A 13,589-nucleotide genomic window follows, 5' to 3' on the forward strand; every position below is an offset into this window, starting at 1 on the left:
CCGCCGCATGCGGCGGTCAATGAGGCGGTCGAGCTGGCCAAGCAACGCGGTCATCGCGGCATCTCCGGCATGGTCAACGGCGTGCTGCGCAGTCTGCTGCGGAGCGACGACAAGCTGGCGTTGCCTGCGGGACTGCCTGCGGACGAGCGGATCGCGCTCGCGCACTCGCATCCGTTATGGCTCGTCCGCCGCTGGCTGGCCGCTTACGGCGAGCAGCAGACCGAGGCGATGTGCATCGCCAACAACGAGCCGCCGCATGCCAGCATCCGCGTCAACCCGCTCCGGCAGAGTCGCCAGGACGCGCTGACGCTGCTGCGGGAGGAGGGCTGCGAGGCTGAACCCTCGCCATTGTCTGGCCAAGGCATCGTCGTCTCGCGCGGCGGCAATCTCGCCGACACGATCGGCTTCCGCAACGGCTGGTGGACGGTGCAGGACGAGAGCTCGATGCTGGTGGCGGAGGCGGCTGACCCGAGCAGCGGCATGCAGGTGCTGGATTGCTGCGCAGCGCCGGGAGGCAAGACGACGCATCTGGCCGAGCGGATGGGCGATGCAGGCGTCGTCTGGGCCAACGATCTGCATCCGCACAAGCGGCAGCTGATCGAGGCGCAGGCCGAGCGGCTCGGCTTGCAGAGCATTCGCACAACGACTGGGGACGCAGCCGAGCTCGCCGAGCATCTGCCTGCCGCTTCGCTCGACCTGATCCTGCTGGACGCGCCGTGCTCCGGGCTCGGCGTGATCCGCCGCAAGCCGGAGATCAAGTGGCACAAGTCGGAGGACGACATTGCCGCCGTAACCGATATTCAGGCCCGGCTGCTTGCGGCGGTCGCGCCGCTGCTGCGGCCGGGCGGACGGCTCGTCTACAGCACCTGCACGGTTGAGCCGTCCGAGAACGACGCGCAGATCGAGCGTTTCCTGCAGGCGCATTCCGAGTTCGAGCTCGATGCCGCCTGGCCGCCGGAGCTGCTGGCGCGGCTGCGCGAGGGCGGCGTCGTCGGCGACGATTTTGACGGTCGCCTGCAGCTGCTGCCGCAGCATTTTGGCACCGACGGCTTCTATATTGCGCGGCTGCGCAAGCGCGCCTGACGCTGGCCGCCGCGCGGAGCGGCTGTGGCCCGGAGCGTGCCTTTGTGGTACAATGAACTGATGGCCTGGCAAGGCCAATCTCAGGGAAACAGGTTGTGATAACGGATGAAACCATTTATATATGACTATACGCTCGAGCAGCTCCAGGACTGGATGAAGGAGCAGGGCGAGCCGGTCTTCCGCGCCGGTCAGCTGTTCGACTGGCTGTACGTGAAGCGGGTGCGCGACTTCGAGGAGATGACCAATCTGCCGAAGCCGCTGCGCGCCAAGCTGGCGGAGCAGTTCGCTTTTGTGACGCTGCAGGAGATTACCCGCTTCGAGTCCAAGGACGGCACGGTCAAGTTCCTGTTCGGCCTGCATGACGACCATGCGATCGAGACGGTCATCATGCGGCACAATTATGGCAACAGCATCTGCGTCACGACGCAGGTCGGCTGCCGGATCGGCTGCACCTTCTGCGCCTCCACGCTGGGCGGGCTGAAGCGCAATCTGACGGCCGGCGAGATCGTCGCTCAGGTCGTAACCGCGCAGCAGATGCTCGACGCGACGGACGAGCGCGTCTCGAGCATCGTCATCATGGGCTCGGGCGAGCCGTTCGAGAACTATGACGCGACGATGACCTTCCTGCGGCTGATGATCCACGAGAAGGGGCTGAACATCGGGCAGCGCCACATCACCGTCTCGACGAGCGGCATCGTGCCGAGCATGTACAAGTTCGCCGAGGAGAACACGCAGATCAATCTGGCAATCTCGATCCATGCGCCCAACGATACGCTGCGCTCCAAGCTGATGCCGGTCAACCGCCGCTTCCCGTTCGTGGATGTGATGGAGGCTTGCCGCTACTATGTGGCCAAGACGGGACGTCGGCTGACGTTCGAGTACGCCTTAATCGGCGGCGTCAACGACCAGCCGGAGCATGCGGAGGAGCTGGGAGATGTGTTGCAGGGGCTGCTCTGCCATGTCAACCTGATCCCGGTCAATCACGTGCCGGAGCGCAAGTATGTGCGCACGCCGCGCGAGGATATCTTCGAGTTCCAGCGCATCCTCGAGCGCAAAAACATCAACGTTACGATCCGCAGGGAGCAAGGGCATGATATCGCGGCCGCCTGCGGGCAGCTGCGCGCCAAACATATGGAATCAAAGACGAGGTGACCGCGATTGATAACGGCAAACCGAAGTGATATCGGACGGATCCGCACGGTCAATGAGGACCGCGCCTGGGCGGTGAGCGGCGGCCCGGCCCATGCGCTGGCGATCGTCGCCGACGGGATGGGTGGCCATCAGGCTGGCGATGTGGCGAGCGAGCTGGCCGTCGAGGCGTTCCGCGAGGCGACGCAAGCGAGCGTCGCCAGCACGCTGAGCGGCGCCGAAGCCGAGCTGCTGATCCGCCAGGCGATCCTGCAGGCCAATGAGGTCGTGTACGGCATCGCCTCGCAAAACGAGCAGTACCACAATATGGGTACGACCGTCGTCGCTGCGCTGATCCAGGGCGATCAAGGTGTCATCGGCCATATCGGCGACAGCCGGGCTTATCACATCCGAGACGCTGCGATGCATCAAATCACGGAGGATCATACGCTGGTCAACGAGCTGCTCAAGAGCGGCCAGATCACAGCCGAGGAAGCGGCCAACCATCCGCGCCGCAATGTGCTCACGCGAGCGCTCGGCACGGAGGCGAACGTCGAGGTGGATCTGCTGAAGATCGACTGGCGGCCCGGCGACGTGCTGCTCATGTGCAGCGACGGCCTGAGCAATATGGTCGACGACGCCCGCATCCTCGAGACGATACAGATGCCCGACCTCGACCTGGATGCCAAGGCGGCCCGGCTGGTCGAGCTGGCGCTCGAGGCGGGCGGGGACGACAATATTACCGTAGTGCTGCTGCAAAGCCACGCCGGTAGGGCTCAAGAGGGGTGACAGATATGATGATCGGATCGAAGCTGAGCGGGCGCTACGAGATCCAGGAGCAGATCGGCGGCGGCGGTATGGCGCTTGTCTACAAAGCCCATGATGTGCTGCTGAACCGGAATGTGGCGGTCAAAGTATTGCGTCAGCAATTTGTCCACGATGAGGAGTTCATCCGGCGCTTCCGCCGCGAAGCGCAGTCCGCCGCCTCGCTCTCCCATCCTAATGTCGTCAGCATCTATGACGTCGGACAGGAGGACGAGACGCATTATATCGTCATGGAGTATGTCGAGGGCAGCAATCTGAACGAGGTGATCCTCGAGCGTGCGCCGCTGCAGGCGCAGGAAGCGGTTCACATCGCTCTGCAGATCTGCGATGCGCTCGAGCATGCGCATCATCACCAGATTATCCACCGCGATATTAAGCCGCATAATATTTTGATCGGCAAAAACAACCGGGTCAAGGTAACGGACTTCGGCATCGCCCGCGCCGTCACCTCCTCGACGATCACCCAGACGGGCTCGGTCGTCGGCTCGGTTCATTATTTCTCGCCGGAGCACGCCAAAGGCGTCAACACTGGCGAGAAGTCGGACTTATATTCGTTAGGGATCGTGCTCTACCAGATGCTGACCGGCCGACTGCCCTTCCTCGGGGAGAGCCCGATCAGCGTGGCGCTCAAGCATCTGCAGGAGGAGTTCGAGCCGCCGCGGCGCGTGAACCCGCATATCCCGCAGAGCCTCGAGAACATCATCCTGCGCTCGATGCGCAAGGACCCGGCAGAGCGCTACGCCTCTGCTGAGGAGATGATTGAGGATCTAGACAGCTGTCTGCTGCCCGAGCGTCTTCATGAGCCCAAGCTCGAATTCGAGGACGATCTGGAGGCGACGCGCGCCATGCCGGCGATCCGCCCAGGCAAGGAGCCAGGCGTGCCGACCTCGACGATGAAGACGCAGATGATGGATACCCAGGCGATGAACACGCAGACGATGCACACCCGCCACGGCGAGCGGCCTCTCGAGGCGCGCGAGCCGAGCACGCCCGCGACGCCGGCCAAGAAGCGCTGGGTGAAGCCGGTCGTGACGATTGGCGTGACGCTGCTTGTGCTGGGGCTGGCGCTGGCCGCCTTCTTCTATTTCGTCGACAAGCTGGACACCGATGAGGTCGAGGTGCCTTATGTGGTGAACAAGACGTTGGCCGAGGCGCAGGCGGAGCTGGAAGCCGCCGGTCTGCGAATCGCGGACCCGATCGATTACGAGGAGGATCCCGAGGTCGAGCCGGGCATCGTGCTCAGGCAGAACAAGTCGAATATGCGGGCCAAGGTCGGCACGTATATCCAGCTTGTCGTCAGCACCGGACCCGACATGGAGAAGATGGAGGACTTTTACGACAAGCCTTATGAGGACGCACGGGCCGCTCTGATCGCGCTTGGCGTCGACGGCAGCCGGATCGTCGCCGAGGAAGTATTCTCGGAAGAGCTTGAGGCGGGCAAAGTCGTCAGCCAGTCGATCCCGAAGGGCGAGGAGTTCAACCCTGCCGAGGCTTCGTTCTCCTTTGAGGTCAGCAAGGGACTGCAGCCGTTCGATATGCCGCCGCTGGTCGGCAAAACCGAAAGCGAGGCGCGTAACGAGCTGACCCAGCTCGGACTGCTGCTCGGACCAGGCACCGGTATCGATTATAAGCCCAGCTATCTGCCGAAAGGTCAAGTGTTGGAGCAATTCCCTTATAATCCTGGCGATAAAGTGACACGCGGCGCCGAGGTATCGCTCACCGTCAGCTCCGGCTTGCCGGACGATGCGCTGGAGTATACGTTCAACATCCCGATCTCGCCTGCCGAGGTGAACGGGACGAGCGAGATCCGGATCGAATTCTCGGATGCCAAAGGCGACAATCAGGATTATGGCAAGCGTCGCATCAACAGCATGCAGAACTTCCCGGTCAAGCTTGTGCTCGATCCGCGGACGGAGGCGCTCGTATCGGTTTATCGCGACGAGATCTTCATCCGCACTTATCATATCTCTTATGATGCGGCGCGCTCCGGCACGGCTGTCGCCGAGCCGATCGAGAGCAATCCGCCGCCTCAGGAGGAGCCGCCAATAGAGACGGTGCCGCCGGAGGGCGAGACACCGCCGGTGATTGGCACGCCGGAGGATCCGCCGACGACCGAGGAGAACGGCGGCAGCGGAGAGGAAGGCGAGCAGAATGAGCAATAAGGATGAAGAGCAGATCGGTCGGATCGTCAAAGCGCTGAGCGGCTACTACTATGTGCGGCCAGAGGGAGATACCAGTGACGGCATGATCCAGTGCCGGGCGCGCGGCATCTTCAAGAAACGCGGCGAATCTCCGCTCGTAGGCGACCTCGTCGCCTACGAGGAGACCGACAACGGGGAAGGAGCGGTCAACCGCATCCTGCCCCGCTCCTCGGAGCTGGTGCGGCCGCCGGTCGCCAATGTCGAGCTGGCCGTGCTCGTCTTCTCGGTCACGGAGCCGGTGCTTAATCTGCAGCTGCTGGACAAGTTCCTCGCCCATGTCGAGCATGCGAGGCTGCAGCCGATCATCTGTCTGAGCAAGCTGGATCTGTCAGGCGAGGATGCGGCGGGCCGCGAGGCGCTGGAGGCAATCGAGCGCATCTACCGGCCGATCGGCTATGAGATCTACAGCACCAGCTCCCGGCTGGGCGAAGGTACCGCAGCGCTGGAGGCGAGGCTCGCCGGTCATCTGAGCGTATTCGCCGGTCAGTCCGGGGTCGGCAAGTCGTCGCTGCTCAACAGCATCGTCCCTGGTCTGGATCTCAACACGGCCGAGATCAGCAACAAGCTCGGGCGAGGCAAGCATACGACACGCCATGTCGAGCTGATCCGGATCGCTGGCGACGGTTATGTCGCCGACACGCCTGGCTTCAGCCAGCTCGACTTCCAGGAGCTTGGCGTAGAGGAGCTCTCTACCTGCTTCCCGGAGTTCCGGGAGCGCGCTGGCGGCTGCAAGTTCCGGGGCTGCACGCATACACACGAGCCTTCCTGTGCGGTGCTGGAGGCCTTGGCGAACGGCGAGATCGCGACCAGTCGCCATGAGCATTATCTGCTCTTCCTCGCCGAGATGAATGATAAAAAGCGGAGGTATTGAATCATGTCCATTATTGCACCCTCGATCCTATCGGCTGATTTTGCCCGATTAGCGGAGGATATCGCCGATGTGGAACGCGGCGGCGCCGACTGGATACATATCGATATTATGGATGGACATTTCGTGCCCAACCTGACCTTTGGTCCGCCGATCGTCCAGGCGGTGCGGCCGTATTCGCAGCTGCCGTTCGACGTGCATCTGATGGTGGAGCAGCCGGAGAGACTGATCGAAGCGTTCGTCAAGGCTGGCGCCGACCGGATCACCGTGCATGCCGAAGCGTGCGTCCATCTGCACCGTGTCATCCATATGATCAAGGAGCTGGGACTGCCGGCAGGGGTAGCGCTCAATCCGGCGACGCCGCTGCAGGCGATCGAGTACGTGCTGGCCGATGTCGATATGGTGCTGCTGATGACGGTTAATCCCGGCTTCGGCGGGCAGCAGTTCATCCCCAGCTCGCTCGGCAAGCTGCGGCAGCTGCGGCAGCAGCTGATCGCATGCGGCAAGGGCGATACGCTCGTCCAGGTAGACGGCGGCATCAACGCCGAGACTGCAGAGCTGGTCAGACAGGCTGGCGCCGATGTGCTCGTTGCCGGCAATGCGGTGTTCACCGAGACTGACCGGGCAGCGGCGATTCGCGTCCTGCGACCGGAGGGACAGCGATGAACGAGGGGAGCACATTCAAGCGGGCTTTGCTGCTGACGGCCTACAGCTTCGCTTGCGGCTTGCTTTTGGCGGTGTTTGCGCAGATGGATAGCTTGCTTCGTTTTGCCTTCTCGCTCGGGGCGCTGCTGCTCGGCATTCGTTTTTTTCGGGATTTCGAGTCGCTTCGTTCGCGGATTACCTTTATTGCGCTTGCAATTGTGTTTTATGTGCTGATTACGATCATTATTATTATGGTGTTGTACGCGCAGGGCAAGCTGGATATACCTGAGGCGGGATGATCGAACCGCGCCTTTCGCGCGCCCGTCTTTGGCATAGGACAACTCGAATTCGCATAGGATGGTTACATGAGAAGCGCTCTTCTTATGTAGCCATTTTTTATTGTGCCAAGCGATGGGGCGGCTTGCTGACTCGACAATCGCGGCCGAGGAGGGATGAGCATGAAATTTTACACAATCAGATTGCCAAAGTTTCTGGGCGGCTTCGTAAAAGCGATCCTGAATACCTTCCAAAAAAGCTGATCCCGGCCCGCCCGCTGTCGAAGGATCAGTCCGTTGCCCTTGTATAGGGAAACGAAAAAAGCACCTGAACGTGGTCAGGTGCTTTTTGGATGTCCGGGCCGCGCAAGCGACTTGCGCCGGGCGAGCCAGGAGATAAGCGGTTGCTGCGCCGCAAAGGCGGCGAATCTGAAGGACCGTAAACTAGACGCGAGTCAGTTTGCCGGATTTCAGCGCGCGCGCGCTTACGTATACACGTTTTGGTTTGCCGTCAACGAGAATCCGAACTTTTTGAACGTTAACGCCCCAAGTGCGGCGGTTTTTGTTGTTGGCGTGTGACTTGTGGTTACCAGAGCCTGGGCTTTTGCCAGTAATAACACATTTGCGGGACATGCGATACACCTCCTTCAACGGGAAAAACAAACACTGAAATATCATACCATAATCAGGTGTCTAAATCTACCCCCATGCAACGTTTCGCTGGGCTCGCGCTTCAAGTGTCGCAGCGCGGGTTACCTATAGGATAAGTGGCGAAAAAAAGAGCAATAATTAGAAACGTGGAGAAGAACGCATGTTAAGGCTTCAATATCAGTTTTTTTTATAGTACAATGAGGATTAGTCCGTATACATAGGGAAGGGAGTGTGCGCCATGCCGCTGCTCAAACAGGAACTCGGCACTGTTCATATCAACAATGAGGTCGTCTCGCTCATAGCCGGTTCGGCAGCTATGGAATGCTACGGATTGGTCGGCATGGCCTCCCGCAAGCAGTTCAAGGACGGCATCGCCGAGCTGCTCGGACGCGAGAACCTCTCGCGCGGCGTGGAGGTTCGCCAGGAGAATGATCAGATGCACATCGACTTATACATCATCGTAAGCTACGGCACAAAAATATCAGAGGTAGCGCATAACATTCAGTCCAAAGTCAAATATGTGCTCAATGACGTAGTCGGCATTCAAGTCGATTTTGTCCATATTTTTGTCCAGGGCGTACGCGTATCTCGGTAGGGAGGGGACTCCGTTGAGTAAGCGCTTAATAGACGGAAACGATTTTACGAACATGGTTAACCGTGGTGCGGATTGCCTGCAGCGTCATGCAGAGCATGTCAATGCCCTGAATGTATTTCCGGTGCCCGACGGCGACACGGGCACGAATATGAACCTGACGATGACCGCGGGCCGCCAGGAGCTGCTGTCCAAGCCGTCGGCATCGATCGCCCGCGCCTCGGAGGTGCTCTCCAAGGGTCTCTTGATGGGCGCTCGGGGCAACTCCGGCGTCATCCTGTCGCAGCTGTTCCGGGGCTTCGCCAGAGGCGCCGCCACGCTGGAGCAGATGAACAGCGTGCAGTTCGCCGACGCGCTGCAGCATGGCGTCAATATGGCCTATAAGGCAGTGGTCAAGCCGGTCGAGGGCACCATCCTCACCGTGGCCAAGGAAGCGGCGCGGCACGCGATCCAGAGCGCGCGTCGGGTGCGAGATGTGGTCGAGCTGATGCGCGAGGTGCACGCCAAGGCGAAGGAAGCGCTAGATCGGACGCCGGAGCTGTTACCAGTATTGAAGCAGGTCGGCGTCGTCGATTCGGGCGGCCAGGGACTTGTATACATCTACGAAGGGTTTGTAGCTGCGCTGGAGGGTGCTCCGGACGCAGGGACGGCTTCGTATGCGACTGCTCCTTCCGTTCCGACTGTGCGTGCCGCAGGCGGCGTCCCCGCGGCTGCGGCGCCTTCCGGACCGGTCACGGCCCAGTCACGGCTGGAGACTGGAGCGATCGAGTTTTTGTACGATATGGAGTTTTTCATCAATCGCCAGCTGGGCGGGGGCGCCGGACGCCGCTTTGACGAGACGGCCTTCAAGGCGGCGCTCGCCAAGGACGGCGACTCGATCGTCGTCATCGCCGATGACGAGATCATCAAGGTGCATGTTCATTCCCGCAAGCCGGGGGATGTGCTTAATCTGGCGCTTCCGTACGGAGAGCTGTCGGATATCCATATCCTGAACATGCGCGACCAGCACCGCGAGCTGCTCCATGACGGTACAGTGTTCATCGAGGGCGCGCCGGACGATTCGACAGCGATGCCGTCGATTGCGCCGGACGAGCAGCATCTGGCGGAGGCGCTGCCTGAGCTGCTGAGCGGCGCTCCCGCCATGAGTGAGCCGCCCGCTGTGGTGCACGAGCTGGCGCCATACGGCATCATTGCCGTGGCGATCGGCGAAGGGATCTCGGATATCTTCCTCGATAACAACGTCGATGTCGTCCTCAGCGGCGGCCAGTCGATGAATCCGAGCACGGAGGACTTCGTACAAGCGATGGAGGCGCTGCCGGCAGAGCACATCTACCTGCTGCCGAACAACGGCAACATCATCCTCACCGCACAACAGGCGGCAGAGCTGAGCGAGCGTCGCGTCACGGTCATCCCGACGAAGACGATCCCGCAGGGCCTGGCGGCGCTGCTGGCGTTCAAGGATCACGAGTCGCCGGAGCGCAATGCTTCCTTCATGAAGCAGGCGGCCGAGCAGGTGCAGTCCGGTCAGGTGACGCGCGCGGTGCGCGACTCGGTCATCGACGGGTTGCAGATCCGCGAGGGCGACTGCATTGGCATCCGCGAGAAGCAGATCGTCGTCGCGCATCAGGAACTGCTGGAGGCGTGCAAGTCGCTGCTGGACCAAATGATCGGAGAGGGCGGCGAGCTCGTCACGGTGCTGACCGGGGAGGAGTCGGACCCGGCGGTGACGGCGCAACTGACGGCCTGGATCGAGGCAAGTCATCCGGAGGTCGAGCTGGAGGTCCATAGCGGCGATCAGCCTTTGTACCCGTATTTATTTGCCGTAGAGTAAGAGTAGCATGGCAGAGAGATTGAAAGAGGAGGCGATTGCAGATGAGTGCGACCATCCGGATAGTTGCGGATAGTACGGCGGACATCCCGCAGGAGTTGCGGGAGGAGCTTGGCATTGTCATGGTGCCCCTTAAGGTTCACTTCGGCCAGGACGTCTATCTCGACGCGGTGACGATTACGACAGACGAGTTTTATGCCAAGCTTGAGGCGTCCTCCCAGCTGCCGACGACCTCCCAGCCGTCGCCCAACGACTTCATCGAGGTCTATAACGGGATTCTGGAAGAGACGCCGGATGCGCAGATTCTCTCCTTTCACCTCTCTTCGGAGATGAGCGGCACCTATCAATCCGCCGTCCTGGCGGAATCGCTCATCGAGAGGGAGGCCGATATTACAGTGATCGACTCCAAGTCGGCGAGCTTCGGCTTTGGCATCCGGGTCGTCGAGGCGGCGCGGATGGCGCGAGCGGGCAAGAGCAAGGAAGAGATTCTGGAGCGGGTGGCTTGGCTGCGGGACAATATGCGGCTTTATTTCCTGGTTGATACGCTGGAGTATCTGCAGAAGGGCGGACGGATCGGCAAAGCATCGGCGTTGATCGGCTCGATCCTCAACATCAAGCCGATCCTGACCGTCGACAAGGAGGGCTTCGTCGCTTCCGTGGACAAGGTTAGAGGCCAGCGCAAGGCGATGCAGCGAATCGTCGATTTGCTGCGAGAGGATTTCAAGGACGAGCCAGTCGGCGTCATGATGGCTTATTCCAAGCACCAAGGCGCGGCAACCGAGCTGTACGAGCTGGCCAGATCGCATTTTAATGTCCAACAGGTGGACTATACGACGATCGGATCGGTCATCGGCACCCATGTCGGTCCAGGGACTGCCGCGATATTTATGTTTAGGGTGTGAGAGAGACGATGTTATTTTCTTCAACCTCTCTGCGGCAGATCAAAGGCGTGAGCGCTCAGAAGGAACAGGAGCTTCACGCCTTTGGCATTCATTCGGCCGCCGATCTGCTGGAGTATTATCCGTTTCGTTATGAGGATTATCGGATCCGCAATCTCACGGAGGTGAAGCATGGCGAGCGCATCACCATCCAGGGCGCAGTCTCCAGCGTCCCTGTGCTGCAAAGGTACGGGGCCCGCAAATCGAGGCTGACCTGCAAAATCATGGTCGATCGCTGGCTCGTCACCTGCATCTGGTTCAACCAGCCGTTCCTGAAGGATCAGCTGACGCAGGGCCGCGAGCTGATCGTCACCGGCAAGTGGGATCAGGGGCGGATGCATATGACGGTCACAGGCTCCGAATTTGCTGACAAGGCGTCTGGTCGCACCGGCACGTTGCAGCCTGTCTATTCGGTAGGCGGCTCAATCACGCAGAAATGGATGCGCAAGACGATCGCGCAGGCGCTCGAGCAATTCGGCGCGATGATCGAGGAGGTGCTGCCGCCGCTGCTGCTGGAGCGTCATCAGCTAATGCCGCGCCGCGAGGCGATCATGCGGATCCATCATCCCGAGGACAGCGAGGAGGGGCGGGCGGCGCGCAAGCGTCTCGTCTACGAGGAGCTGTTCCTGTTCCAGTTGAAGCTGCATGCGTTCCGCAAGCTGGGGCGCGAGCGCGACGACGGCGTCGCCCATACGATCGACAATGCGACGGTGCTGGAGCTGGCGCAACGGTTGCCGTTTGAGCTGACGGACGGGCAGAAGAAGGTGATCAACGAGATCATCCATGACATGCGCCAGCCGTTCAGCATGAATCGGCTGCTGCAGGGCGATGTCGGCTCGGGCAAAACAGTGGTGGCCGCGATCGCGCTCTATGCCGCCGTCCGCTCGGGCTATCAAGGCGCGCTGATGGTGCCGACCGAGATCCTCGCCGAGCAGCACACGCGCTCGCTGCAGGCGCTGTTCGAGCCGCTTGGCGTGCAGGTCGATCAACTGACCGGAGGCATGAAGGAGCGCAAGCGGCGCGATGTGCTGGCCGGCTTGCAGATGGGCGTGGTCGATATCCTCGTCGGTACCCACGCGCTCATCCAGGAAGGGGTCGACTTCCGGGCGCTCGGGCTGGTCGTCATCGACGAGCAGCATCGCTTCGGGGTCAATCAGCGCAGTATTCTCAGACGCAAAGGGATGCACCCCGACGTGCTGACGATGACGGCGACGCCGATCCCGCGTACGCTGGCGATTACCGCGTTCGGCGATATGGACATCTCGACGATCCGCGAGCGTCCGCAGGGCCGCAAGCCGATCAAGACGTACTGGGTCAAGCATAGTATGATGGAGCGCATCCAGGGCTTCATCCGGCGCGAGGTGGCGGTCGGACGGCAAGCCTATATCATCTGCCCGCTCATCGAGGAGTCGGACAAGCTGGATGTGCAAAATGCGATCGATCTCCACCTCGAGATGCAGCAGGCGCTGCCCGAGCTGCGGGTCGGGCTGCTGCATGGGCGTATGACCAGTGCGGAGAAAGAGGAGACGATGCGCGCCTACAGCAGCGGCGAGACGCATGTGCTCGTGTCGACGACGGTCATCGAGGTCGGTGTGGACGTGCCCAATGCGACGCTGATGATTATTATGGATGCCGAGCGCTTCGGGCTGTCCCAGCTCCATCAGCTGAGGGGACGAGTCGGCCGCAGCGATCATCAGTCCTACTGCGTGCTCGTCGCCGATCCGAAGTCGGAGACGGGCCAGGAGCGGATGAAGGTGATGACCGAGACGGACGACGGCTTCGAGGTGGCGCGGCGGGATCTGGAGCTGCGAGGCCCGGGAGACTTCTTCGGGACGAAGCAGAGCGGCTTGCCCGAGTTCCGTCTGGCGGACATGGTGAGCGATTATGGCGTGCTCGAGACGGCGCGCGACGATGCCGCCGAGCTGGTGGCGCTGCCGGACTTCTGGGAGGAAGCGGTCTTCGCTAGACTGAGGGAGCGGCTCGAGCGCGACCAGGTGATGCAGGCCGATCGGCTCGATTAGCAGGCGGACAAGCCCGTCGATGCCGAGGGCAACATCGGCCGTCCGTGCGCATATACTGAAGTGATCTGCCCTCGGGGCGCTCATGGAGGTGTGGCGGTTGAGTTATCAAAAATACGGTATTCGCCCGGAGTTCGTCGAGCGAGTCAAAGCGAAGATGAAAAACTCGGCGACGAAAGAAAAAGTGAAGGATCAATTGTCTCAGGTCACCAAATATGATCTGCGGGATCGGACCAAGGTGCGCAAGCTCGTGCGTTCGATCGCCAAAACGTTAAGCGAGCCGCTGACGGAAACGCAGGAGGAACAAATTGTCGCCTTTGTCCTCGCCCAAAAGATCGACCCGAACAATACGCTCCATCTGCTCAAGCTGTGGAGTATGTTCCGTTAATTAGCCGGGAGCTGCTAGGTATGCCGGTTTGGGATCGGGAGAAACAAAAGAAGGTACTGTGCCTGAATGCTCGGGCAGCAGTACCTTTTTTGATTGTGGGCCAGGCTCGATGGGCCCTCAGCATATGGAACGAAAATTCAGCCCAATCT

The 13,589-nt window shown here is 61.0% G+C and carries 14 protein-coding genes; 13 read left to right on the top strand and 1 reads right to left on the bottom strand.

Going from position 1 to position 13,589, the window contains the following annotated elements:
- The 8 genes from rsmB to spoVM all read left to right on the top strand — a co-directional run.
- Positions 1–1,083 (top strand): 16S rRNA (cytosine(967)-C(5))-methyltransferase RsmB (gene rsmB, locus PA598K_RS00755; protein ID WP_128655156.1); only part of this gene is annotated, 1,083 nt, incomplete at its 5' end.
- Positions 1,084–1,188: 105 nt separating this feature from the next.
- The gene (gene rlmN / locus PA598K_RS00760) at positions 1,189–2,235 is read left to right on the top strand and encodes a 23S rRNA (adenine(2503)-C(2))-methyltransferase RlmN (RefSeq protein ID WP_128655008.1); all 1,047 of its coding nucleotides are present in this window, start codon (positions 1,189–1,191) and stop codon (positions 2,233–2,235) included.
- 6 nt (positions 2,236–2,241) lie between these two features.
- Positions 2,242–3,000, top strand: coding sequence for a Stp1/IreP family PP2C-type Ser/Thr phosphatase (locus tag PA598K_RS00765; RefSeq protein WP_128655009.1), 759 nt, complete (start codon positions 2,242–2,244; stop codon positions 2,998–3,000).
- 8 nt (positions 3,001–3,008) lie between these two features.
- Complete coding sequence (pknB, locus tag PA598K_RS00770; protein WP_128655157.1) at positions 3,009–5,198, top strand: Stk1 family PASTA domain-containing Ser/Thr kinase; 2,190 nt, start codon at positions 3,009–3,011, stop codon at positions 5,196–5,198.
- A complete protein-coding gene (gene rsgA, locus PA598K_RS00775; protein WP_128655010.1) occupies positions 5,188–6,108 on the top strand; it encodes a ribosome small subunit-dependent GTPase A in 921 nt (306 codons plus the stop codon). Before pknB ends, rsgA begins: the two co-directional genes overlap by 11 nt.
- 3 nt (positions 6,109–6,111) lie before the next feature.
- Positions 6,112–6,771, top strand: coding sequence for a ribulose-phosphate 3-epimerase (gene rpe, locus PA598K_RS00780; RefSeq protein ID WP_128655011.1), 660 nt, complete (start codon positions 6,112–6,114; stop codon positions 6,769–6,771).
- On the top strand, positions 6,768–7,049 hold the full coding sequence (locus PA598K_RS00785) for a hypothetical protein (protein WP_128655012.1): 282 nt from the start codon (positions 6,768–6,770) through the stop codon (positions 7,047–7,049). Before rpe ends, PA598K_RS00785 begins: the two co-directional genes overlap by 4 nt.
- Positions 7,050–7,208: 159 nt before the next feature.
- On the top strand, positions 7,209–7,289 hold the full coding sequence (spoVM, locus tag PA598K_RS00790) for a stage V sporulation protein SpoVM (protein WP_020615356.1): 81 nt from the start codon (positions 7,209–7,211) through the stop codon (positions 7,287–7,289).
- A 180-nt stretch (positions 7,290–7,469) separates the two neighbouring features.
- Here the strand turns inward: spoVM and rpmB are convergent, their stop codons facing one another.
- A complete protein-coding gene (rpmB, locus tag PA598K_RS00795) occupies positions 7,470–7,658 on the bottom strand; it encodes a 50S ribosomal protein L28 (protein WP_020615355.1) in 189 nt (62 codons plus the stop codon).
- A 256-nt stretch (positions 7,659–7,914) separates the two neighbouring features.
- Here rpmB and PA598K_RS00800 point away from each other — a divergent pair, with 256 nt between their 5' ends.
- From PA598K_RS00800 to PA598K_RS00820, 5 genes are all read left to right on the top strand, one after another.
- Positions 7,915–8,271, top strand: a complete 357-nt coding sequence (locus PA598K_RS00800; RefSeq protein ID WP_128655013.1) for an Asp23/Gls24 family envelope stress response protein — start codon at positions 7,915–7,917, stop codon at positions 8,269–8,271.
- A gap of 52 nt (positions 8,272–8,323) precedes the next feature.
- A complete protein-coding gene (locus PA598K_RS00805; protein ID WP_128655158.1) occupies positions 8,324–10,099 on the top strand; it encodes a DAK2 domain-containing protein in 1,776 nt (591 codons plus the stop codon).
- 41 nt (positions 10,100–10,140) lie between these two features.
- Entirely contained in the window at positions 10,141–10,998 is an 858-nt protein-coding gene (locus PA598K_RS00810) for a DegV family protein (protein WP_128655014.1), read from the top strand.
- A gap of 8 nt (positions 10,999–11,006) precedes the next feature.
- Positions 11,007–13,055 (top strand): ATP-dependent DNA helicase RecG, encoded by a 2,049-nt coding sequence (recG, locus tag PA598K_RS00815; RefSeq protein ID WP_128655015.1) that lies wholly within the window; start codon positions 11,007–11,009, stop codon positions 13,053–13,055.
- 97 nt (positions 13,056–13,152) lie between these two features.
- Positions 13,153–13,440, top strand: a complete 288-nt coding sequence (locus tag PA598K_RS00820; RefSeq protein ID WP_128655016.1) for a stage VI sporulation protein F — start codon at positions 13,153–13,155, stop codon at positions 13,438–13,440.
- Positions 13,441–13,589: the final 149 nt, after the last annotated feature.

Origin of the sequence: Paenibacillus sp. 598K, from assembly GCF_003851045.1 — a bacterium.
Taxonomy (GTDB): Bacteria; Bacillota; Bacilli; order Paenibacillales; family Paenibacillaceae; genus Paenibacillus_D.

Excerpts from the sequence above, each read along its gene's own strand:
- PA598K_RS00810 (WP_128655014.1), top strand. The coding sequence starts at position 10,141 with ATGAGTGCGACCATCCGGATAGTTGCGGATAGTACGGCGGACATCCCG.
- PA598K_RS00805 (WP_128655158.1), top strand. The coding sequence starts at position 8,324 with ATGGTTAACCGTGGTGCGGATTGCCTGCAGCGTCATGCAGAGCATGTC.
- recG (WP_128655015.1), top strand. The coding sequence starts at position 11,007 with ATGTTATTTTCTTCAACCTCTCTGCGGCAGATCAAAGGCGTGAGCGCT.
- rpmB (WP_020615355.1), bottom strand. The coding sequence starts at position 7,658 with ATGTCCCGCAAATGTGTTATTACTGGCAAAAGCCCAGGCTCTGGTAAC.
- PA598K_RS00785 (WP_128655012.1), top strand. The coding sequence starts at position 6,768 with ATGAACGAGGGGAGCACATTCAAGCGGGCTTTGCTGCTGACGGCCTAC.
- rlmN (WP_128655008.1), top strand. The coding sequence starts at position 1,189 with ATGAAACCATTTATATATGACTATACGCTCGAGCAGCTCCAGGACTGG.
- rsgA (WP_128655010.1), top strand. The coding sequence starts at position 5,188 with ATGAGCAATAAGGATGAAGAGCAGATCGGTCGGATCGTCAAAGCGCTG.
- rpe (WP_128655011.1), top strand. The coding sequence starts at position 6,112 with ATGTCCATTATTGCACCCTCGATCCTATCGGCTGATTTTGCCCGATTA.
- spoVM (WP_020615356.1), top strand. The coding sequence starts at position 7,209 with ATGAAATTTTACACAATCAGATTGCCAAAGTTTCTGGGCGGCTTCGTA.
- PA598K_RS00800 (WP_128655013.1), top strand. The coding sequence starts at position 7,915 with ATGCCGCTGCTCAAACAGGAACTCGGCACTGTTCATATCAACAATGAG.
- pknB (WP_128655157.1), top strand. The coding sequence starts at position 3,009 with ATGATCGGATCGAAGCTGAGCGGGCGCTACGAGATCCAGGAGCAGATC.